Genomic DNA, 20,413 nt, shown 5'->3' on the forward strand with positions numbered 1-20,413 from the left:
ACCGGTATTCGCCAACGCGGCTCGTAGCGCAGTGCTGGGCCCTATTCATAACGTCTCGCAGGCTAAAACATGGACGAACAACTGAAGCAAAGCGCTCTCGCGTACCACCTGAATCCGAAACCCGGCAAGATTTCGGTGACGCCCACCAAGCCGCTGTCCAACCAGCTCGATCTGTCGCTGGCTTATTCGCCCGGTGTGGCCGCAGCGTGCGAGGCGATTCACGCCGATCCGCTCGATGCGCAGAAGTACACGTCGCGCGGCAATCTGGTCGGCGTGATCACGAACGGCACGGCGGTGCTCGGCCTCGGCAACATCGGCCCGCTCGCCGCGAAGCCGGTGATGGAGGGCAAAGGGTGCCTCTTCAAGAAGTTCGCCGGCATCGACGTGTTCGATATCGAGTTGTCCGAATCCGATCCCGACAAACTCGTGGAAGCGATCGCGATGCTCGAACCCACGCTCGGCGGTATCAACCTCGAAGACATCAAGGCGCCGGAATGCTTCTACATCGAGAAGAAGCTGCGCGAGCGGATGAAGATTCCGGTCTTTCACGACGATCAGCACGGCACCGCGATCATCGCCTCGGCGGCGATCCTGAACGGCCTGAAGGTGGTCGGCAAGAAGCTCGATGAAGTGAAGCTGGTGTGTTCGGGCGCAGGCGCGGCGGCGATCGCGTGTCTCGACTTGCTGGTGAAACTGGGGTTGTCAAAGAAGAACACGCTCGTTGTGGATTCGAAGGGCGTGATCTATGAAGGGCGCGGCAACCTCGACCCGTCGAAGCAGGCCTACGCGGCGAACACCGAAGCCCGCACGCTTGCCGACGCGATCAAGTCGGCCGACGTGTTCCTCGGCTGTTCGAGCGCCGGCGTGCTGAAGCCCGAGATGGTCAAGGAAATGGGCACCCGGCCGCTGATTCTTGCGCTGGCCAATCCGGAACCGGAAATCCGCCCGGAAGAAGCGAAGAAGGTGCGCCCGGACGCGATCATCGCGACGGGCCGTTCGGATTATCCGAACCAGGTCAACAACGTGCTGTGCTTCCCGTTCATCTTCCGCGGTGCGCTCGACGTGGGCGCGACGACGATCACCGAGGAGATGAAGCTCGCCTGCGTTCGCGCGATTGCCGAACTTGCGGAAGAAACGGATCAGGGCGACGAAGTGGCGAAGGCTTATGAAGGCCACACGCTCGAATTCGGTCCCGACTATCTGATTCCGAAGCCGTTCGATCCGCGCCTCATCATCAAGATCGCGCCGGCGGTGGCGAAGGCAGCGATGGATTCGGGCGTCGCAACGCGCCCGATTCAGGACATGGACGCCTACCGCGAGCAGCTCGGCGCGACGGTCTATCGCACCGGCATGGTGATGCGCCCGGTGTTCGCGGAGGCGAAATCGAAGGCCGCGCGCATCGTGTTCGCGGAAGGCGAGGACGAGCGCGTGCTGCGCGCCGCGCAGTTCGTGCTGACCGAGAAGATCGCGAAGCCGATCATCGTGGGCCGTCCGGCGGTCATCGAGATGCGCCTGAAGAAGATGGGCTCGAAGCTCAAGTGCGGCGAGGATTTCGAGATCGTGAATCCGGAAGACGACCCGCGCTATCAGAAGTGCTGGCAGGCGTACCACGAGTTGGGCGCGCGCGAAGGCGTGACGCCGGAAGTCGCGAAGGCCGCGATGCGCAAGTTCAATACGCTGATCGGTGCGATCCTGGTGAAGCTGGGCGACGCCGACGGCATGATCTGCGGCATGATCGACACCTACCACAGCCATCTGAAATTCATCGAGCAAGTGCTGGGCCGCGCGCCGCACGCCGAGCATTTCGCCGCGATGAACCTCTTGATGCTGCCGGGCCGCAACATGTTCATCTGCGACACGTACGTGAACGAGACGCCGAGCGCCGAGCAGCTGGCCGACATGGCGATTCTCGCGGCGAGCGAAGTCGAGAAGTTCGGCATCGTGCCGAAGATCGCGTTGCTGTCGAACTCGAACTTCGGCAGTACGCCTTCGGCGTCGTCGCAGCGGATGGCCGAGGCGCGCAAGCTGATCGCAGCGCGCGCGCCGCAGCTCGAAGTGGACGGCGAAATGCACGGCGATGCGGCGCTGTCGGAGACGATCCGCAAGCAGGCGTTCCCGGGCACGACGCTGCACGGCGAGGCGAACCTCTTGATCATGCCGAACGTCGAGGCGGCGAACATCACGTACAACCTGCTGAAGATGATCGGCGGCGAGGGGGTGACGGTGGGGCCGTTCCTGCTGGGCGCAGCGAGTCCGGTGCATATTCTGACGCCGGCTGCGACAGTGCGGCGCATTATCAATATGACGGCGGTCGCCGCGGCGAATGTGCAGGCGAAGTGATGCGCAGATGACGTAGTGAGACGCGTCGCCGCTCGGCGATGCCGTCAACGTGAGCTGATTGAACGCGCTGCGCAACGGCTTCGAAGGCGCGTCTTTCTCGCTCCGTAGCCGGCCTCGACGGATCGTGCGAGCAAACAAAAAGGCTGCTGCCCGAAAGCGCAGCAGCCTTTTTACGTTGGCAGCCGTTTGATGCGGTCGAGTCACGTCGGCTTGTATCGGCACCTTCGCTTCATAGCCGACTCGGGGTTGAGCACCGCTACTGCCTCAAGCAGCGTGCCGCGCCTCCCCGCCGCCGGGCGAGCGCCATCGCGCGAGCAGATCGTTCCACTTGACACGAACGGCACGCAGGTTGTTCTCCTTCACATGCCCATAGCCGCGAATTCCATCCGGCAGACCGGCGAGTTCGACGGCGAGCGAGAGCTTGCCGGGCTTGAGTCCGCCGATCAGCTCCCGCACCAGCGCCTCGTATTCGCCGATCAGCGCGCGCTCGGTCCGCCGCTCCTCGGACTTGCCGAAGATATCGAACGCCGTGCCGCGCAGAAACTTCATCTTCGCGAGGACCTTGAACGCGGTCATCATGCGCGGACCATACTGCTTCTTGATCAAGTGGCCCTTCGCGTCTTTTTTCGCGGAGGCTGGCGGCGCGAGATAGAAGTTGAGCTTCCAGTCGCCTTCGAATTGCGTCCTCAGCTTTTCGATGAACGCCGGGTCCGCTTGCAGCCGGGCGACTTCGTACTCGTCCTTGTACGCCATCAGCTTGTACAGATTGCGCGCCACGGCTTCGGTGAGCGGTTCGTGCATCGCGTCGCCGTCGAGCGCGCGCTCCGCGGCGCGCACTTGCTCGACGAGCGTCGAGAAGCGCTTCGCGTAGGCGGCGTTCTGATAGGCGGTCAATTGCTCGATGCGCTTCGCAATCAGCGTATCGACGGCCTTCTTCGTGTGCAGCGTGATCACTGCCGCGCTCGTCGCGTCGCTGGCGGCGACGCCCGTGCTCGCCGGCGACGCGGCGCGCTTCACGCTCGCCAGGTCGTGCGCGGCACGGCGTCCCCACTCGAACGCGGCGAGGTTTTTCTCGACCTGCACGGCATTCAGCTCGATCGCGCGCGTGAGCGACTCGTGCGTGAGCGGCAGCCAGCCGCGCTGCCACGCATAGCCGAGCACGAACGGGTTCGTGTAGATCGCGTCGCCGAGCAGCGCGACCGCGAAATGGTTCGCGTCGACGAGATCGACGTCGTCGCCCGCCGCCGCGCGTACGTCAGCCTCCGTGCTCAAGCCCGGGAACGCCCAGTTCGGGTTCTTGATGAACTCGGCCGTCGGCGTTTTCGCGCTGTTGATGACCACGCGTGTCGCGCCGTGCTTCATGCGCGACGTGCAGTCGTCGCTCGCGGTGACGATCGCGTCGCAGCCGATCACAAGACTCGCCTCGCCCATCGCGATGCGGGTCGCGTGAATGTCGGCGGGCGCGTTCGCGATCTGCACGTGGCTCATCACGGCGCCGCCCTTTTGCGCGAGACCGGTTACGTCGAGCACGGTGACGCCCTTCTGTTCGAGATGCGCGGCCATGCCGAGGAGCGCGCCGATCGTCACGACGCCGGTGCCGCCGACGCCCGTCACGAGCACGCCGTACGGGCGGGCGATCGCGGGCAGGTCAGGCTCGGGGATTGCAGGCAACCCGCCGACATCGCCGCCGACCGCTTTCGGCTTCTTCAACTGTCCGCCTTCCACCGTCACGAAGCTCGGGCAGAAGCCTTTCAGGCACGAGAAGTCTTTGTTGCAGCTCGACTGGTTGATTTGCCGCTTCGTGCCGAACTCGGTTTCGAGCGGCTCGACCGACAGGCAATTCGATTGCACCGAGCAATCGCCGCAACCTTCGCAGACCGCCTCGTTGATGACGACGCGGCGTGCCGGGTCGGGGAATTCGCCTTTCTTGCGGCGGCGGCGCTTTTCCGTCGCGCAGGTCTGGTCGTAGATCAGGATCGTCGTGCCGGCAATCTCGCGCAGCTCACGCTGGATCGCATCGAGCGCGTCGCGATGATGGATCGTCACGCCCGGCGCGAGCAGCGTCGTGCCGTGATACTTCTGCGGCTCGTCGGTGACGATCACGATCTTCGCCGCGCCTTCGGCGGCGAGCTGGTGCGTGATTTGCGGCACCGTCAACACGCCGTCGACAGGCTGGCCGCCCGTCATCGCAACCGCGTCGTTATAGAGGATCTTGTAGGTGATGTTCGCTTTCGACGCGATCGACGCGCGAATCGCGAGCAGCCCCGAGTGGAAGTAGGTGCCGTCGCCGAGGTTCGCGAACACGTGTTTTTCGGTCGTGAACGGCGCCTGGCCGGTCCACGCGACGCCTTCGCCGCCCATCTGGCTGAACGTGCTGGTGTTGCGGTCCATCCAGACGGTCATGTAGTGGCAGCCGATGCCGGCCATCGCGCGCGAGCCTTCCGGCACGTTCGTCGACGTGTTGTGCGGGCAGCCGGAGCAGAACCACGGCTTACGCTCGGCTTCGCCGACGCGCGGCTTTGCTAGCGCCTTTTCCTTCGCTTCGATCACGGCAATGCGTGCGGCGATCCGCGCGCGTACGTCGGACGGCAGATCGAACTTGTCGAGCCGCGTCGCGATCGCCTTCGCGATGATCGCCGGCGACAGCTCATAGTGCGCGGGCAACAGCCAGTTGCCCATCGGCACCGACCATTCGCCGCCCGCGCCGTCCTTCTCGTCGAACTTGCCGAATACGCGCGGACGCTGGCCGTCCGGCCAGTTGTACAGCTCTTCCTTGATCGCGTACTCGAGAATCTGGCGCTTTTCTTCGACGACCAGGATCTCGTCGAGGCCGCGCGCGAACGCGTGCGCGCCTTGCGCTTCGAGCGGCCACACGCAGCCGACCTTATAAAGACGAATGCCGATGCGCGAGCAGGTCTCGTCGTCGAGGCCGAGGTCGGTCAGCGCCTGGCGCACGTCGAGATACGCCTTGCCGCCGGTGATGATGCCGAAGCGCGCATGCGGCGAATCGATTTCGACGCGATCGAGCTTGTTCGCGCGCACATAGGCGAGCGCCGCATACCACTTGTAGTCGAGCAGGCGCGCTTCCTGCACGAGCGGCGGATCGGGCCAGCGGATATTGAGGCCGCCGTCGGGCATGGTGAAATCGGTGGGCAGCACGATCTGTGTGCGGTGCGGATCGATATCGACGGAGGCCGACGACTCGACCACGTCGGTCACGCACTTCATCGCGACCCAGAGGCCCGAGTAGCGGCTCATCGCCCAGCCGTGCAAGCCGAAGTCCAGGTACTCCTGTACGTTCGAGGGGAACAGCACCGGCAAACCGCAGGCCTTGAAGATGTGCTCGGACTGGTGCGCGAGCGTGGAAGACTTGGCGGCGTGGTCGTCGCCGGCCAGCACGAGCACGCCGCCATGCCCGGACGAGCCCGCCGAGTTGCCGTGCTTGAAGACGTCGCCGGTGCGGTCCACGCCAGGACCCTTGCCGTACCACATCGAGAACACCCCGTCGTACTTTGCGCCGGGGTACAAATTGACTTGCTGCGAACCCCAGACCGCGGTCGCGGCGAGGTCTTCATTGATACCGGGTTGGAACACCACTTGGTGGCCGGCGAGATGCTTCTTCGCTTTCCACAATGAGAGATCGAGCCCGCCGAGCGGAGAGCCGCGATAGCCGGAGATGAAGCCGGCCGTATTGAGCCCGGCGGCCTTGTCGCGTTCCTGCTGCAGCATCGGCAGGCGGACCAGCGCCTGGATGCCGCTCATGTACGCGCGGCCGCGTTCGAGCGTGTATTTGTCGTCGAGCGTGACGGAAGACAACGCGGCTTCGAGCGAAGCTCGCTGACCAGCGTCTAGCGGGGCATTCATTATGTGTACTCCTCCAACCCAGTCTGGGATCGCCAAAACTTCTGGGCCTGAAACATCTTTTGAACGTTCCGGCCGGGGCCGCCATATTGACGGTTTTTGAGAAATCCTAGCACTGGTGGAAACCCGCCGCAGAACACTCAAAAAGCCTTATTGGGTACGGCTAACCACGGTTTATGACACGTCGATTACGCCGGCCGGCGCGGGATGCAACGGAAGCGCTCGTTCTGTAACGGCCTGTAAAACCTGGTGCATATGCGGAACCGGTCATAGAACCTTTGTCTAATTCCCGACTTGCTTGATCTGCGCGTAGGCGCAGCGCCGCGACGCTCTGTAGAGTGCGTCGCGGCCGAAAGGCAGTTTTGCAGTGTAGAAAAAGGAGTCTCTATGAACACTCGACACGTCCAGACCTTCCTCATGGTCTCCGCCGCGTTCTTCGCAATGAGCGCGCCGGTTCGGGCGACAAGCGGCAACACGCTGGCAGCAGCGGTTGCACACACGGCGCAGATCGCCGAGGCGGCCGCGGACACGAAACAGGTCCATATGACGCTCGAGGAAGCGCGTTTCTAACGCGCGAGCCGGGCCAGCCTATCGAGAAGGAGCCGTGTTGACGGCGTTCCTATCGACGACGCGCGGCGCGCCCGCCACCCATCACCGGTTCGTGCGATTCACGCACAAAAACAAAAGGGCGAAGATCGAGAGGTCTTCGCCCTTTCTGCTTGCGTTCCTTTTGCTTTTTTTAGACAGCGGGTCGCCACAGTTCGCGCGCGACGCGCTCACATCCCCCGCCTATCAGCTCTTGTCCTGCACGACACCGCGCCGGATCTGATCGAGTTCGATCGATTCGAACAGCGCCTTGAAGTTGCCTTCGCCGAAGCCCTGGTTGCCCTTGCGCTGGATGATCTCGAAGAAGATCGGGCCGATCTGGTTCTCGGTGAAGATCTGCAGCAGCAGGTCTTCCTTCGCGCCGTCGATCAGGATCTTGCGCTTCTTGAGTTCGTCGAGCGGTTCGCCGTGGCCCGGCACGCGGCGGTCGACGAGTTCGTAATACGTGTCGATCGTGTCGAGCAGTTTGATGTTCGACTCGCGCAGGCCGTCGACGGTGCGGTAGATGTCGTTCGAGCCGAGCGCGATGTGCTGGATGCCTTCGCCGTGATACGCGTCGAGGTATTCCTGGATTTGGCCGGCCGTTTCCGAGCCTTCCTCGTTGATTGGAATGCGGATCTTGCCGCAGGGCGACGTCATCGCCTTCGACTTCACGCCCGTCACCTTGCCTTCGATATCGAAGTAGCGGATCTCGCGGAAATTGAAGAGACGCTCGTAGAACGCGGCCCATTCCTGCATGCGGCCGCGGTGGACGTTGTGCGTCAGGTGGTCGATGTAGGTGAGGCCGTGGCCGGCCGGGTTCTGGTCGGCGCCGGGGATCGGCTCGAAGTCGACGTCATAGATGTCGATGTCGCCGATGCTGCCCGGCTGCGCGCCGTTCTTGCCGCGCCAGCGGTCGACGAAGTAGATCAGCGAATCGCCGATGCCCTTGATTGCCGGGATGTTCAGCTCCATCGGGCCGGTCTTGTTGTCGAAGCCCCAGGCGCCGAGTCCGAGCGCGTGCTGGTAGGCCTTTGCGGCGTCCTGCACGCGAAACGCGATCGCGCAGATCGACGGGCCGTGCAGGCGCGCGAAGCGCTGCGCGAACGAATCGGCCTCCGCGTTGACGATGAAGTTGATGCCGCCCTGGCGGTACAGCGTCACGTCCTTATGGCGATGCCGGGCGATGGCGGTGAAGCCCATTTGCTCGAACAACTGCCCGAGCGCCTTCGGGTCCGGCGCGGTGTATTCGATGAATTCGAAACCGTCGGTGCCGACGGGGTTTTCCCAGTTTGGAACCTGCATCTGCGTCTCCTGATAGGCCCAGCATGAGCCGAATTGAATAGGCGCAAGTGTAGTGCGGCGGGGGCAGCGGAAACTTGCGAACTTAATCGGCCCTGACTACGATGGCGCAATTTGCTGCCTCGATCAGAGGGATATGGGACGGAAAATGGCTGCCATCGAACTCGACGCCGTCGACAGGCGAATTCTTGCGGTTCTTCAGGAGAATGGACGGCTGTCGAATCAGGACATTGCCGACCGGGTGAACTTGTCGCCGAGCCCGTGTCTGCGACGCATCCGGCGGCTCGAGGAGAGCGGGGTGATTCGCGGCTACGTCGCGTTACTCGACGCGCAGAAGCTCGGGCTCGATCTGCTCGCGTATGTGAACGTTCGGCTCGAAAAGCGCGGCAGCCCGGCGGATAGCTTGTCCGGGAGGCGCGGCGACGCCTCGGTGCGGGCGGGAGCGACGCACGCGGAACGGTTCAAGGCGGCGGTGCAGGCCTGGCCGGAAGTCGTCGCCTGTCATGCGATGACGGGCGATATGGACTACCTGCTGCGCGTGCAGGTCGAAGACATGGCGCACTTCTCGCGCTTCGTGCAGGACCAGTTGCTGCACCATCCGTCGGTGATCGACGTGAAGACGAGCTTTTCGCTCGAGCGCATCAAGGAGACGACGGCGCTGCCTATTTTATGAGCGGCACGCGGTGAGTTGCGCCATCACCGGCGATCGGCTGGGGCTGCGGCGCCGCGAGCGCAGCGCAGATCCCGCCGCTTCAACGAAAACGGGCGGCCTCGGCCGCCCGTCTGGCAGATCCGATTAGAGCCGATTACACGACGATGTCCGACGGCACCATCGATTCGATGAGCTGTGTCGTGCGGCGCACCTGGCGCTTGATCGCGTAGTCGAACACGGCGGCTTGCTCCTGCAGCATTTCCGCGATGATGCTGGTTTGATCGGCGGGCGGCAGCGTCAGGTAGGCATCGGCCTCGCCGTATGCGTATTCGATCTTCATGCCGGCTTTCTTCGCGATGTGCATCATTGTCGAGTTGCGCGACAGGCAGTGCATATAGAGCTGGCTGACGTGCGTGTTGCGGCTGCGGATCGCGGCGCGCTGGAAGAGCTTCGTGCCGATGCCGTTGCCGCGAGAGCTTTCGAGTACCGAGACGCCGTATTCCGCGGTGCGCTTCTCGCCTTCGGCTGGCAGGTAGGCCAGATGGCCGACGCCTACCAGTTCCAATTCACGGTTGAACACGCCGAACACGGTATCGCGCGAGAAGTCGATCGTGCGGACGTAGTTTTCGATGACGCGATCCGGCACGAATTGGCCGAAACGCAGCAGACGGTCGTCCGAGTCGAGCGCGAGGAAGTGCACGAGCAAGCGCTCGCGGTCGTTGGACGTCAGTTCCCGGACGAGAGCCGGCGCGCGAAAAGCGGTTTGCAACGGGCGAACGGAAGTCTCGGTCGGCTCGGCGGCGCGGTTTCGGTGCTGTTTCATCGTGGGTTCTCCTTTGTCGACCCGAGTTAGCGCTTTAGCGCTTACTCGGGTCCCATGCAGAGCGGTCGACCCGAGTTAGCGCTTTAGCGCTTACTCGGGTCCCATGCAGAGCTTCATCAGGCGCAGCAATGCTGCAACGCAATATGCATTTTAGCGGAAATGAACCTGGCGAACTAGGGAAAACCCGTATTTTTGGCTGAGTGCAGCTTCTAAACTTCGCAGAAATGTTATTTAAGTTATTGTTTTATAAGGATATGCTAAATGTGTTGTGTAACGGCACAACTCACTGTTCCAGCGCTCGGGCGCCCCCTGGGAATTGCTGCCGTGCAAGATCAGGCCTTGGCGAGCAACCCGTGTTCGAGGACGCTCACGACCTGCTCCGCAAACTCGCTATACCCCAGCCGCCCGCCTGGCTTGAGCCACGTGAACGTCCAGTTGATCATGCCGAACACCATCATCGTGAGCGCGGTCTGGTTTTCCTTCGTGGCGCGTTCGGGATAGGCGCGGGCGAGCTGGCGTGCAAACGCGGCGACGATATCGCGCTGGCGATTGAGCACGATCTCGCGCTGCGTCTCGAGGAGGTATTTGACGTCGTTCAGGAGCGCGACGTGACGGCTGTGCGAAGTCTCGTATTCGGCGAGAAACGCGCGCACCAGCTCCGCGAACGTCTCGCGCTCGGATAGCCCGCGCCGCTGGCTCGAACCCTCGACCTCGGCGATGATCAGCATCAGCCGCTTCGTATAGCGGTCGAGCAAGTCGAAGAGGATCGCCTCTTTGCTCTCGTAGTAGTGATAGAGGCGCGCCTTCGACGTGCCGCTCGCCGCGGCGAGATCGGCCATCGACGTGCTCGGGTAGCTGGTCTGCGCAAACTTTGCTGCTGCGAGTTCGAGGATCTGCTCGCGCTGGGATTCGTGATCGGGTGCTCGGGTGCGGGCCATGACGTGGGTCGCTGAATCGTTGCTGCGTTGTTGTTATTGGGGGGCGCCGGTGCGGCAGGCGCTGGCCGCTGCGCGCAGTTCCAGCGTGCGCCAGTTCGAGGCGTTCGGCAACTTGCCGCGCAACTCGATGCGTCCGGCCGCGGCGGTTTCGCGGCAGCGCCAGAGCGCGACCGAATCGCTGACGAGAAAGCCGACGTCGGCAACCATCAGTTCAGCGGCGACACGCGCGGCGATCTGCCATGTGCCGCTCGCGCAGTCGACGAGAATCGCGTCGAGTTCGGCGAAGCTGCCGCTCTTGAACGTGTTGTCTTGCCAGCGGCGCGTTTCCGCATTCGCCTGCTTGACCTCCTGCCATTCGAGCGCGAGACGGCCGATGCGCAACACGGAGATCGGGGCGGCGTCGGCGAGCTTCGCGCCGAGAATCTCCGGGCTGAACATGCCGACGGCCGTCGCCCGATCGGAGCGTGCCGCCTTCAACGCGCCGGGGCCGAGATCGTCGATCGAAAGGCGCACTTCGTTGAGCCGCTGCGGCGTATTGCGCAGGTGATAGGCGGCACGGCGCAGCATCAACTGGTCGGCGGCGCTCTGTGCGTGCCAGATGACGACCGGCGCATCCGTGCTGACGAGCCGTTCGATGCGTGCAGCCTCGCCGTCGAGTTCCTGGGCGAAATCGAGGCTCGAATCGTCGAACACACGTTCCCAGAAGGCCGTGCGAACGTCGGGCGTGTCGTCGGCGCCGCGCAGCGGACCGATCGCGAGATCGTCGCGCAGCTCGATCACTTCGTCGCTTCGTCCAGCGTGAAGGAGCGCGACGCGCAAGGCTTCGGCGGCCGAGCCGCCAGGGATGACGTGGATTGTGCTCATCGACATAGCGTGTGAATAAAAGAGGCCGCTCGCTGGGCGGACTACCGAGTCCGGCCAACGAGCGGCCCCTAGTTTAAGCGATCGCGCGAGCGCCAAAGTCAGGCGGCCGCGCTCGCGCCAAGCCGCTTAGCGCTCGTCGTAACTCACCACGACCTTGTCGCTGACCGGATGGCACTGGCACGTCAGCACGAAGCCGTCGGCGATCTCCTGCTCTTCGAGCGTGTAGTTCTTCTCCATCCGCACTTCGCCTTCGACTACCTTCGCGCGGCACGTGCAGCAGACGCCGCCCTTGCACGCGTACGGCAGCGCGAGCCCGGCGCGCAGGCCGACGTCGAGCAGGCTCACGCCTTCGTACGGCAGGCGCAGCTTGCGCCGCTTGCCGTCGAGGACGATCTCGAGATCCGCGGCGGGCGTTTGCTCGGTGATTTCGACGACGGGCGCGCCCGCCTGCGGCAGCGGCGTGCCGAAGCGTTCGACGTGGATCTTCTGTTGCGCGACGCCCGCTGCCTTCAACGCGGCTTCGGCGGCATCCATCATCGGTGCGGGGCCGCAGATGAACGCTTCGTCGATCGCGTCGGCAGGGATGAGTTCCTCGATGAACGCCGCGCACTTCTCCTGATCGAGCACGCCGTTGAAAAGCTCGACGTCCTGCACATCGTCGGACAGCACGTGGTACAGCGCGAGCCGGTTCATGAAGCGGTTCTTCAGGTCTTCGAGCTCTTCGGCGAACATGATCGCGTCGACGCTGCGGTTGCCGTAAATCAGCGTGAACGTGCTGCGCGGCTCGACTTCGAGCGTCGTCTTGACGATCGCGAGCACCGGCGTGATGCCCGAGCCGCCCGAGAACGCGACGTACTGCTTGCCTTGGTCGGCGTTCAGGTGCGTGAAGAAGCGGCCGTCGGGCGTCATCACGTCGATCGTGTGGCCGGGCTGCAGCGTATCGAATGCGAAGTTCGAGAAGCGCCCGCCGCGCACGCGCTTGATGCCGATGCGCAGTTCGCCGTCGCGATCGTAGTCGGTCACGCCGACGCAGATCGAATACGAGCGGCGCATCTCCTCGCCGTCGACATGGGTCTTCAGCGTGACGAACTGACCCTGCGTGAAGCGATATTGCTCGCGCAGCTCGGCGGGGACTTCGAACGAAACCGAGACCGCGTCGGCGGTTTCGGGGCGCACCTCGCGGATGCGCAGCGGATGGAATTGCGGGGTCGCGGCGGCCTTCCGTCCCCCAAGGGGACTTCCCTCGGGGCGCCGGGCCGCCCCAAGGGAGGCCGCCGCCTCCTCGGGGGGCGTCGAACGAGGTGAGCGTTGGGGCTGTTTCATCTCAATAGGGTTTGAAGTAGTCGAAGGGTTCGCGGCAATCAAGGCAGCGGTAGAGCGCCTTGCAGGCGGTCGAGCCGAATTGCGCGAGACGCTCGGTGTGCGCGGAGCCGCAGCGCGGGCAGGCCGGCGCCGCCATCGGGCGCGGCGCGAAGCGGATGACTTCTTCGGCGGCGGAGTTCGAACCGCTTCCGCATTGGCCGGTCGGCGGCGCGATGCCGTAGGCGCGGAGCTTCTCCTTGGCTTCGTCCGTCATCCAGTCGGTCGTCCACGCCGGTGCGAGTGCGGTTTCGATGCGGTACGGCGTCAGCTCGGCGCCGTCGAGCGCGTGCGCGATGTCCTCGGCGATTTGCGACATCGCTGGACAGCCCGAGTAGGTCGGCGTGATGACGACTTCGAGCACGCCGTCGGCCGCGCGGCTGACGTTGCGCAAGATGCCCAGTTCGCGAATCGAGACGACCGGGATCTCCGGGTCCGGTACCGCTTCGAGCACGGACCAGGCGCGCTCGAGCACGGCGTCGGCGGTCCGGACGGAAGCTAAGGCGGCGGTCGATGTCATCGTCGAAACTCCGTGTGCCGTGGGTGTGATCGGCTGTGTAGTCACCACGTTGCGCCCGGATGCTGCCGGGCAATGCTTTGCATCGTCGCGAGCAGATAGCCCATGTGCTCGGAATGCTCGCCGTGCTTGCCGGTCGTGATGTGTTTGACCGGTTCGGGCAGCGTGAGCGTCGCTTCGTCGAGCGCGGCTTTCACGTCTTCGAGCCACGCCGCTTCGAATTCGGCGATGTTCGGGCCGATGCCCGTCGCGGCGACCGCTTCCTCCACCGCGTCGGGCGCAAAAAATTCGCGCGTGTACGGCATCAGGTAGTCGAGCGCCGCTTGTGTGCGCCGATGCGATTCCTCGGTGCCGTCGCCGAAGCGGATCAGCCACTCGCGGGCGTGATGCAGGTGATAGCGCGTTTCCTTGATCGACTTCGAGGCGATCGCGGCCAGTTGCGCGTCACTCGACGTTTCGAGCGCCGTCCACACGTGCGCCATCAGCGCCGCGTAGAGGAAATTGCGCACGATCGTCACCGCGTAGTCATGGTCGGCATGCGCGGTGCCGGCGAGCGGCCCGTAGTGCGGCAGTTCGGCCAACGTGTAGTTCGCGAACTCGCGTTCGGCGCGCCAGTACGCGTAGTCGTCTTCGGTCTTGTTCGCGCCGGTGAGCGCCAGTTCGAGCACCGCGGCGTGCGAGTACAACAGGCGCGCTTGACCGATCAGGTCGAGACTCATGTTGGTGAGCGCGATGTCTTCTTCGAGAACCGGACCATGGCCGCACCATTCGGCGTTGCGCTGTCCGAGGATCAGTGCGTTGTCCGCGAGGCGCAGCACGTACGAGAGATGTTGGGGCGTTGTGTTCATGACGCGCTTACATGTGGTTGACTTCGTCGGGCAGCGTATAGAACGTCGGATGGCGATAGATCTTGTCGCCGGCCGGTTCGAACAGCTCCGCCTTTTCGCTCGGATCGGACGCCGCGATCGCCGACGACGGCACCACCCAGATGCTCACACCTTCCTGGCGGCGCGTGTAGACGTCGCGCGCCATGCGCAGCGCCATCGAGGCGTCGGCGGCATGCAGGCTTCCGCAGTGCTTGTGGTCGAGCCCTTGCTTGCTGCGTACGAACACTTCCCAAATCGGCCATTCCTTGTTCATTGAATATCTCCTTGTCCCATGCAAAGTTGTCCTGATTCCTGATTGCGCTCGCGATGAATCAGCACGTATGAGTTCGCCGGGGCGGCTTCGCCAGGGTTAAGCGGCTTCCTGATGCGCCCGGCGGCGTTGCTTTTCCGCGTGCGCGAGGGCGGCTTCGCGAACCCAAGCGCCGTCTTCGTGCGCCTTCACCCGCGTGGCAAGGCGCTCCTTGTTGCACGGCCCGTCGCCGTTCACGACGCGCCAGAATTCGTCCCAGTCGATCGCGCCGTAGTCGTAGTGGCCGCGCGCCTCGTTCCACTTGAGATCGGGGTCCGGCAGCGTGACGCCGAGCACCTTCGCCTGGTCGACCGTCGCATCGACGAACTTCTGGCGCAGGTCGTCGTTCGTGATGCGCTTGATGCCCCATTTCGCCGACTGGTTGCTGTGGATCGAATCCTTGTCGCTCGGCCCGAACATCATCAGCACCGGCCACCACCAGCGGTTCACGGCCTGCTGCACCATGTCGCGCTGGGCGTCCGAGCCGCTCATCATCGCGAGCAGCGCGTCGAAGCCCTGGCGCTGGTGGAACGACTCCTCCTTGCAGACACGGATCATCGCGCGCGCATACGGGCCATACGTGCAGCGGCACAGCGGGATCTGGTTCATGATCGCGGCGCCGTCGACGAGCCAGCCGATCACGCCGACGTCCGCCCAGGTCGGCGTCGGGTAATTGAAGATGCTCGAATACTTGGCGCGGCCGGCGTGCAGCGCGTCGATCAGCTGATCGCGCGAGACGCCGAGCGTTTCGGCTGCGCTATACAGATAGAGACCGTGGCCCGCTTCGTCTTGAACCTTCGCGAGCAGGATCGCCTTGCGCTTGAGGCTTGGCGCGCGGGTGATCCAGTTGCCCTCGGGCAACATGCCGACGATTTCCGAATGCGCGTGCTGCGAGATCTGGCGCACGAGCGTCTTGCGGTAGGCGTCGGGCATCCAGTCCTGCGGCTCGATTTTCCCGTCGGCCTCCATCACGGCGTCGAAGCGGGCAAGCTGCTCGGGCGTATCGGCGGCGGCGTCGAGCGGGGCGACGTTGCCGGGGATGTCGAGGGATTGCGTGTACATGGGGAGCGCTCTCGTCCGAAGTTGTCGTTGCTGGAGTATAAATCAACCGACCGGTCGGTTAATAAATTATTTTGAGTTTTTGGGCGCGACGCTCCGGCGACGACGGCGAGTCGGCGCTAACGTTAGGCGGATTGACACGAGAGCGGTGCAGAGTGACGGGTGCCGGGCGCGCGCAACCCGATAAAAGGGCCAGGCTGGCCTCATCCCGCCGTGCAAAAAATCCGGCAAACATGCACCATAGGTGCCTTGAGAAGATCCCTGATCCCATCCTTCTGACCCGCACGTGCTGCCACCATGACCCAGGCTCATTCCGCTCCTCCCGACCATCCCCTCGACATGATCATTTTCGGCGGAGGCGGAGATTTGTCCGCGCGCAAGCTGCTGCCCGCGCTCTATATGGCGCACCTGCACTGCAATCTGCCGGCGGACACGCGGATCATCGCAGTCGGCCGCAAGGACTGGACGCACGAGCAATACCTCGCCTTCATGGACGAGCACTCGCGTCCCTTCGTCGAAAAAGAGGCGCTTGACCCGCAGGCGTGGGATAAATTCCTCGCGTTGTTCGAGTACGTGCGTATCGACATCGGCGCCGCCGGCGACTACTCGCGCCTTTGCGCGACGGCCCGCCGCGGCGCCCAGCGCGTGTTCTACCTTGCCACGTCGCCTGAGCTCTTCACGACGATTTGCGACAACCTCGCGGGCTGCGGCCTGTGCGATGACAAGGCGCGCGTCGTGCTCGAAAAGCCGCTCGGCCACGATCTCGAGTCGGCGCAGGCGATCAACGCAGCGGTGGGGCGTCATTTCAACGAATCGCAGATCTATCGGATCGATCACTACCTCGGCAAGGAAACGGTGCAGAACCTGATGGTGCTGCGCTTCGGCAACGCGATCTTTGGCCCGCTCTGGCAGGCGCCGTATATCAAGAGCGTGCAGATCACGGTGGCGGAGACGGTCGGCGTGGGCAGCCGTGCCGGTTTCTACGACCAGACGGGCGCCCTGCGCGACATGGTCCAGAACCACCTGCTGCAGTTGCTTTGCATCGTCGCGATGGAGCCGCCCGTGTCCCTCGATCCGGATGCCGTGCGCGATGAAAAGCTGAAAGTGCTGCGCTCGCTGCGGCGCATGACGGTCGCCGACATCGCGCGCGACACGGTGCGCGCCCAGTACATGGCGGGTGCGGTCGACGGCGAGCCGGTGAAGGGCTATCTGGAAGAAGACAACGTGCCGGCTGGCAGTGGCACGGAGACCTTCGTCTCGCTGCGAGCTCACATCAACAACTGGCGCTGGGCGAACGTGCCGTTTTTCCTGCGCACCGGCAAGCGCCTGCCGCAGCGACGCTCGGAGATCGTCATCGAATTCGCCGACATGCCGTTTTCGATTTTCCCGAGCGGCCCGCGCAACTACGGCAACCGTCTCGTGATCCAGCTTCAACCCGAAGAATCGATTCAGTTGCAGATGCTCGCCAAAGAGCCCGGCAGCGGCATGCACATGTTGCCGGTCAACCTGAATCTCGATCTCCAGCAGGCCATGACCGGGCGCCGTGCGGAAGCCTACGAGCGCTTGCTGATCGACGTGATCCGCGGGCGCCTGACTCACTTCATGCGCCGCGACGAGGTCGAAGCCGCGTGGGCGTGGGTCGAGCCGATTATCGAAGGATGGAAGGAATTGGCCGACCGGCCGCGCAACTACACGGCGGGCACGTATGGGCCGGCAGCGTCGTCGGCGCTGATGGCGCGCGAAAACATGTCGTGGGCGGAAGAGGTCTAAGGCGCAGCGCGCTTTAGCGCCGAGGAGGGGCCAGGCTTGCGTCGAGAAGCCTGGCCCCTTCGCGTTTCAGGGTGCGGCACCCCATGACACCAGCACCTTGTAGATGCCGCGCGCGTATTGGTCGCGCGGCTGCGGGCTCTCGGAGTGATAGGCGCCGATTGCCTTCCACGTGTTGCCGTAGCGAATCATCTTTTGCTTGAGAATCCACGCGGCCACGTAGACGTTCACGCACGCGTCCTTGAGCGCGTACGGCGGAACGCCGTAGCGGCGCAGCTCGCCGAAGTGGACCGAGTTGATTTGCGCCTGACCGATATCGATGCTGCCGTCCGCGTTGCGATGCACGGCGTCCGGGTTGCCCTTGGACTCGAACCAGGCGATCGCGCGCAGGATCACCGGGTTCACGCCCTGATAGGCGCCGGCGCGGTCGAAACAATTGCCGTCGTCGGCATGGCTCGATGCCGGCAGGGCGAAGCCGAGCAGGGCAAGCAGCGAAATGACGCCGGCCCGGCGCAGGCGCGGCGATGCGAATAGCGAGTTCATGGCGGACCTCGGCTCCTTGCAGTGCGCTAGTGCGTCATGGCCATGGCCACTGACCCCGCGGCAACGTGCCGGTCACGCGAGGGGGCTTGGAGGAGGGCGTCGAGCTGCGTTTCCACGCTCGTCAAATAAGCATGCGACTCGTCGCTGACGACCATATGCACCTGCATCTCGGGCGCTTTTCGCACCGGGGCGCGGCGTCCTTTCTTCCAATGGCGGGTTTCCGCAGGCGCGGACGGCTCGTCGTCGCTGTCGCCGGGGGACGGCGGCAGCGAAGCAAACGACGGAATCGGCGGGAAGACCTGGTTCGGCGCGGCCGTCGCCGTGGTCGGCTTGATCGCGATCGGCTTGGGCGCTTCGACCTGGCCCGCCGGGGCTTGAGCATCGACGGCGGGCGGCGCGGCGCACGCGGTGCCGCAAGCGAGCGCGGCGATGGAGATCATGAGTCGGAACATGGCGAAAGCTCCCTCGGTTACTCGGTCGGCTTGACCTGGACGCGGTACGGCTGACAACTGCCCACGGCGACGTTTTCGAGTCGAATGGCGGCGGTCCGCTGCGGCGCGATCCCGCGCTTCACGGACTGATTCAGATACGCGAAGTCCTGCGCAAGCGCGGCGACGATAATGGTCGTCGGCTGCGGCTGCTTCGAGGCGACGGTGCCGACCTTGGCAAGTACCTCGGTGAGCTGGGGATCGCGGGCGCCAAGCGCGTCGGCCGGGATCACGAAATCGACGATTTTCTTGGACGCCGCGGCGGGCGCGCTAACGTTTGCGCTGGCGTCCGAGTGCTGCGACTGGAGTTGGGCGCACCCGGATAGGGCTGCCACGATGACGAGGCCGATAAGCAGTTTCACGTGTCTCTCCCACGATTAGAGTTGTCTTATCGGCAGGCGCGGCGAATGGTTTACCCCTCGACGCAAACGATTGCCGTGAAATAAGGGAGACGGGTCGTTATTCGGGCGGCGCTTGTTCGTAAGCGCTCCCATAGAACGGTTTCGCTCACGCAATCGTGTGATGAAAACACGGCTGTTTGACACGCGAATGGCAGCATTGCGGCGGATGACGTAAACGCCGGTCCATCAGGCACAATCGCCGTTTCGCCCGAAACCGACGCTATTCGAATGACCTTTCGCAATTTCATCGCCGTGAGCGCCGCGGCATGCGGCGCCGCATTGTTTTCGCAATTTGCCGCGATCCCTTGCGCCGTCGCCGCGGACGCGCCTCCTCATTGGGTGACGTCCTGGGCCACCGCGCTTCAGCCCATTCCGGACCGAGCAGACTTGCCGGCGCTGTACCGTGCGCCGGAAGTGGCGGGGCGCACGGTTCGGCAAATCATTTTCCCGACGTTATCCGGACGCGGCGTGCGCGTTCACATCAGCAACGCCTACGGCAGAGAGCCGCTGGTGCTGGAAGATGTGCAGATTGCGCAGTCGGCCGGCGGGGCCGCGCTGGGGGCCGGCAGTTCAATGCCGGTGACGTTTGACGGACGCAAGTCCGTCGTCGTGCGGCCCGGGGAAGAGTTGGATAGCGACACGGTGCCGATGGAGGTCAGCGCCGGCGCGCCGTATGTCATCAGTTCCTATCTGGGGCAGCAACAGAGGCTGACGGTATGGCACCGCGTCTCGAACCAGGTCAACTACGTATCGACGCCCGGCAACCACGCCGCGGATACCGCCTCAGACGCCTATCGGACGAAATTCACCCAATACGCTTGGGTGACGGCGCTGACGGTCGATGCGCCGTCGTCCGCCGCCATTGCAGCGATCGGCGACTCGATTACCGACGGCATGCGCTCGAGTCTGAATCGGAATCAGCGCTGGCCGGATGCCTTTGGGCGCCGGCTCGCGGAATCGGGGACGCGCTCGACCGCGATCCTGAATCTTGGGATCAGCGGCAACCGGCTGCTGAGCGATTCCCCATGCTACGGCGACGCGCTCCTGCGCCGCTTCGACCGCGACGTGCTCGCGCACCCGGGCGTCAAGGCGGTGGTCCTGCTTATCGGGATCAACGACATCAACTTCCCGGCGATGCCGCCGCGCGCGGGCCTCGACTGCGATTTCCCGCACACGCCCGTGACAGCTCCGAGTTTGATCGCCGGCTACCAGCAGGTGATTGCGGCGGCGCATCGCCACGGATTGCGGATCTTCGGGGCCACGTTGACGCCGGCGTCGCTGCCGCGTGAGCGCGAGGAGATTCGCTTGGCGGTCAACCGCTGGATTCGGACGAGTGGCGCGTTCGATGGCGTAGTGGATTTCGACAGCGCGTTGCGCGATCCGGCCCGGCCGGATCGCCTCGTGCCGCGCTATGACAGCGGCGATCACATCCATCCGAGCGATGCGGGCTACGCTGCAATGGCCGATGCGGTTCCTCTTGCTGCAGTGACGACTGCCGCGCACCGCTGAAGGCACAAAAAAAGTTGCGTCATACCCTTGTCACGGAGCGATGATCGGCCTACTATTCGCTTCCTCGTTTTTGAAGCGAGAGCCGCTGCAGAAACCAGCGGCCGCAGCGTCAGCGAGATTCAAGCGAATGCAAAAATTCGTTGACGAAGCGAAAAAGAGTCTGCATAATCTCATTTCTCTGCTGCGAGTGCAGCGACGCAAGACGGCGCGGAAGTTGGAGCGGTGTTGC

General features: G+C 64.0%; 18 protein-coding genes. 5 read left to right on the forward strand and 13 right to left on the reverse strand.

Annotated elements, in window-relative coordinates; all coding sequences use genetic code 11:
- The first annotated feature begins 69 nt into the window (after positions 1-69).
- On the forward strand, positions 70-2,340 hold the full coding sequence (locus J3489_RS32485) for an NADP-dependent malic enzyme (RefSeq protein ID WP_207004925.1): 2,271 nt from the start codon (positions 70-72) through the stop codon (positions 2,338-2,340).
- 264 nt (positions 2,341-2,604) lie between these two features.
- Here J3489_RS32485 and J3489_RS32490 read toward each other — a convergent pair whose 3' ends face one another.
- On the reverse strand, positions 2,605-6,204 hold the full coding sequence (locus J3489_RS32490; protein WP_207004926.1) for an indolepyruvate ferredoxin oxidoreductase family protein: 3,600 nt from the start codon (positions 6,202-6,204) through the stop codon (positions 2,605-2,607).
- A 384-nt stretch (positions 6,205-6,588) separates the two neighbouring features.
- Between J3489_RS32490 and J3489_RS32495 the strand changes: the two genes are divergently transcribed.
- Positions 6,589-6,771: a hypothetical protein gene (locus J3489_RS32495; protein ID WP_207004927.1), complete on the forward strand. Its 183-nt coding sequence runs from the start codon at positions 6,589-6,591 to the stop codon at positions 6,769-6,771.
- Between the two features lie 222 nt (positions 6,772-6,993).
- On the opposite strand, the gene hppD is transcribed toward J3489_RS32495, so the two are convergent.
- Positions 6,994-8,091 (reverse strand): 4-hydroxyphenylpyruvate dioxygenase, encoded by a 1,098-nt coding sequence (gene hppD / locus J3489_RS32500; protein WP_207004928.1) that lies wholly within the window; start codon positions 8,089-8,091, stop codon positions 6,994-6,996.
- A gap of 145 nt (positions 8,092-8,236) precedes the next feature.
- Between hppD and J3489_RS32505 the strand changes: the two genes are divergently transcribed.
- A complete protein-coding gene (locus J3489_RS32505) occupies positions 8,237-8,761 on the forward strand; it encodes an Lrp/AsnC family transcriptional regulator (protein ID WP_207004929.1) in 525 nt (174 codons plus the stop codon).
- A gap of 133 nt (positions 8,762-8,894) precedes the next feature.
- On the opposite strand, the gene J3489_RS32510 is transcribed toward J3489_RS32505, so the two are convergent.
- The 8 genes from J3489_RS32510 to paaA all read right to left on the reverse strand — a co-directional run bounded on the left by J3489_RS32510 (position 8,895) and on the right by paaA (position 15,479).
- A complete protein-coding gene (locus J3489_RS32510) occupies positions 8,895-9,563 on the reverse strand; it encodes a GNAT family N-acetyltransferase (protein WP_207004930.1) in 669 nt (222 codons plus the stop codon).
- A gap of 332 nt (positions 9,564-9,895) precedes the next feature.
- Positions 9,896-10,501, reverse strand: coding sequence for a TetR/AcrR family transcriptional regulator (locus tag J3489_RS32515; RefSeq protein ID WP_207004931.1), 606 nt, complete (start codon positions 10,499-10,501; stop codon positions 9,896-9,898).
- 33 nt (positions 10,502-10,534) lie between these two features.
- A complete protein-coding gene (locus tag J3489_RS32520; RefSeq protein WP_207004932.1) occupies positions 10,535-11,365 on the reverse strand; it encodes a DUF1835 domain-containing protein in 831 nt (276 codons plus the stop codon).
- Between the two features lie 126 nt (positions 11,366-11,491).
- Complete coding sequence (gene paaE / locus J3489_RS32525; protein ID WP_207004933.1) at positions 11,492-12,688, reverse strand: 1,2-phenylacetyl-CoA epoxidase subunit PaaE; 1,197 nt, start codon at positions 12,686-12,688, stop codon at positions 11,492-11,494.
- Position 12,689: 1 nt separating this feature from the next.
- Positions 12,690-13,244 carry a 1,2-phenylacetyl-CoA epoxidase subunit PaaD gene (gene paaD, locus J3489_RS32530; protein ID WP_207004934.1) on the reverse strand — a complete coding sequence of 185 codons (555 nt, stop codon included), beginning with the start codon at positions 13,242-13,244 and terminating at the stop codon, positions 12,690-12,692.
- A 41-nt stretch (positions 13,245-13,285) separates the two neighbouring features.
- Positions 13,286-14,089 carry a 1,2-phenylacetyl-CoA epoxidase subunit PaaC gene (paaC, locus tag J3489_RS32535; RefSeq protein WP_207004935.1) on the reverse strand — a complete coding sequence of 268 codons (804 nt, stop codon included), beginning with the start codon at positions 14,087-14,089 and terminating at the stop codon, positions 13,286-13,288.
- A gap of 7 nt (positions 14,090-14,096) precedes the next feature.
- Positions 14,097-14,381: a 1,2-phenylacetyl-CoA epoxidase subunit PaaB gene (gene paaB / locus J3489_RS32540; RefSeq protein WP_207004936.1), complete on the reverse strand. Its 285-nt coding sequence runs from the start codon at positions 14,379-14,381 to the stop codon at positions 14,097-14,099.
- 96 nt (positions 14,382-14,477) lie between these two features.
- On the reverse strand, positions 14,478-15,479 hold the full coding sequence (paaA, locus tag J3489_RS32545; RefSeq protein ID WP_207004937.1) for a 1,2-phenylacetyl-CoA epoxidase subunit PaaA: 1,002 nt from the start codon (positions 15,477-15,479) through the stop codon (positions 14,478-14,480).
- A 294-nt stretch (positions 15,480-15,773) separates the two neighbouring features.
- Between paaA and zwf the strand changes: the two genes are divergently transcribed.
- Positions 15,774-17,246, forward strand: coding sequence for a glucose-6-phosphate dehydrogenase (gene zwf / locus J3489_RS32550; protein WP_207004938.1), 1,473 nt, complete (start codon positions 15,774-15,776; stop codon positions 17,244-17,246).
- A gap of 66 nt (positions 17,247-17,312) precedes the next feature.
- Here the strand turns inward: zwf and J3489_RS32555 are convergent, their stop codons facing one another.
- The 3 genes from J3489_RS32555 to J3489_RS32565 are packed head-to-tail and all read right to left on the reverse strand — an operon-like array spanning position 17,313 to position 18,636.
- A complete protein-coding gene (locus tag J3489_RS32555; RefSeq protein ID WP_207004939.1) occupies positions 17,313-17,786 on the reverse strand; it encodes a lytic transglycosylase domain-containing protein in 474 nt (157 codons plus the stop codon).
- Between the two features lie 26 nt (positions 17,787-17,812).
- On the reverse strand, positions 17,813-18,238 hold the full coding sequence (locus J3489_RS32560; protein WP_207004940.1) for a hypothetical protein: 426 nt from the start codon (positions 18,236-18,238) through the stop codon (positions 17,813-17,815).
- Positions 18,239-18,255: 17 nt separating this feature from the next.
- Entirely contained in the window at positions 18,256-18,636 is a 381-nt protein-coding gene (locus tag J3489_RS32565; protein ID WP_309491457.1) for a hypothetical protein, read from the reverse strand.
- 267 nt (positions 18,637-18,903) lie between these two features.
- Here J3489_RS32565 and J3489_RS32570 point away from each other — a divergent pair, with 267 nt between their 5' ends.
- Positions 18,904-20,184, forward strand: coding sequence for an SGNH/GDSL hydrolase family protein (locus J3489_RS32570; RefSeq protein ID WP_207004941.1), 1,281 nt, complete (start codon positions 18,904-18,906; stop codon positions 20,182-20,184).
- Positions 20,185-20,413 lie beyond the last annotated feature (229 nt).

The sequence above is a fragment of the Trinickia mobilis genome (assembly GCF_017315705.1).
Lineage (GTDB): Bacteria > Pseudomonadota > Gammaproteobacteria > Burkholderiales > Burkholderiaceae > Trinickia_A > Trinickia_A mobilis.

Coding starts and splice junctions, on each gene's coding strand:
- J3489_RS32495 (WP_207004927.1), top strand. CDS start 6,589: ATGAACACTCGACACGTCCAGACCTTCCTCATGGTCTCCGCCGCGTTC.
- J3489_RS32570 (WP_207004941.1), top strand. CDS start 18,904: ATGACCTTTCGCAATTTCATCGCCGTGAGCGCCGCGGCATGCGGCGCC.
- zwf (WP_207004938.1), top strand. CDS start 15,774: ATGACCCAGGCTCATTCCGCTCCTCCCGACCATCCCCTCGACATGATC.
- J3489_RS32520 (WP_207004932.1), bottom strand. CDS start 11,365: ATGAGCACAATCCACGTCATCCCTGGCGGCTCGGCCGCCGAAGCCTTG.
- paaE (WP_207004933.1), bottom strand. CDS start 12,688: ATGAAACAGCCCCAACGCTCACCTCGTTCGACGCCCCCCGAGGAGGCG.
- hppD (WP_207004928.1), bottom strand. CDS start 8,091: ATGCAGGTTCCAAACTGGGAAAACCCCGTCGGCACCGACGGTTTCGAA.
- paaB (WP_207004936.1), bottom strand. CDS start 14,381: ATGAACAAGGAATGGCCGATTTGGGAAGTGTTCGTACGCAGCAAGCAA.
- J3489_RS32510 (WP_207004930.1), bottom strand. CDS start 9,563: ATGAAACAGCACCGAAACCGCGCCGCCGAGCCGACCGAGACTTCCGTT.
- J3489_RS32515 (WP_207004931.1), bottom strand. CDS start 10,501: ATGGCCCGCACCCGAGCACCCGATCACGAATCCCAGCGCGAGCAGATC.
- J3489_RS32490 (WP_207004926.1), bottom strand. CDS start 6,204: ATGAATGCCCCGCTAGACGCTGGTCAGCGAGCTTCGCTCGAAGCCGCG.
- J3489_RS32555 (WP_207004939.1), bottom strand. CDS start 17,786: ATGAACTCGCTATTCGCATCGCCGCGCCTGCGCCGGGCCGGCGTCATT.
- J3489_RS32560 (WP_207004940.1), bottom strand. CDS start 18,238: ATGTTCCGACTCATGATCTCCATCGCCGCGCTCGCTTGCGGCACCGCG.
- paaD (WP_207004934.1), bottom strand. CDS start 13,244: ATGACATCGACCGCCGCCTTAGCTTCCGTCCGGACCGCCGACGCCGTG.
- paaA (WP_207004937.1), bottom strand. CDS start 15,479: ATGTACACGCAATCCCTCGACATCCCCGGCAACGTCGCCCCGCTCGAC.
- J3489_RS32505 (WP_207004929.1), top strand. CDS start 8,237: ATGGCTGCCATCGAACTCGACGCCGTCGACAGGCGAATTCTTGCGGTT.
- paaC (WP_207004935.1), bottom strand. CDS start 14,089: ATGAACACAACGCCCCAACATCTCTCGTACGTGCTGCGCCTCGCGGAC.
- J3489_RS32485 (WP_207004925.1), top strand. CDS start 70: ATGGACGAACAACTGAAGCAAAGCGCTCTCGCGTACCACCTGAATCCG.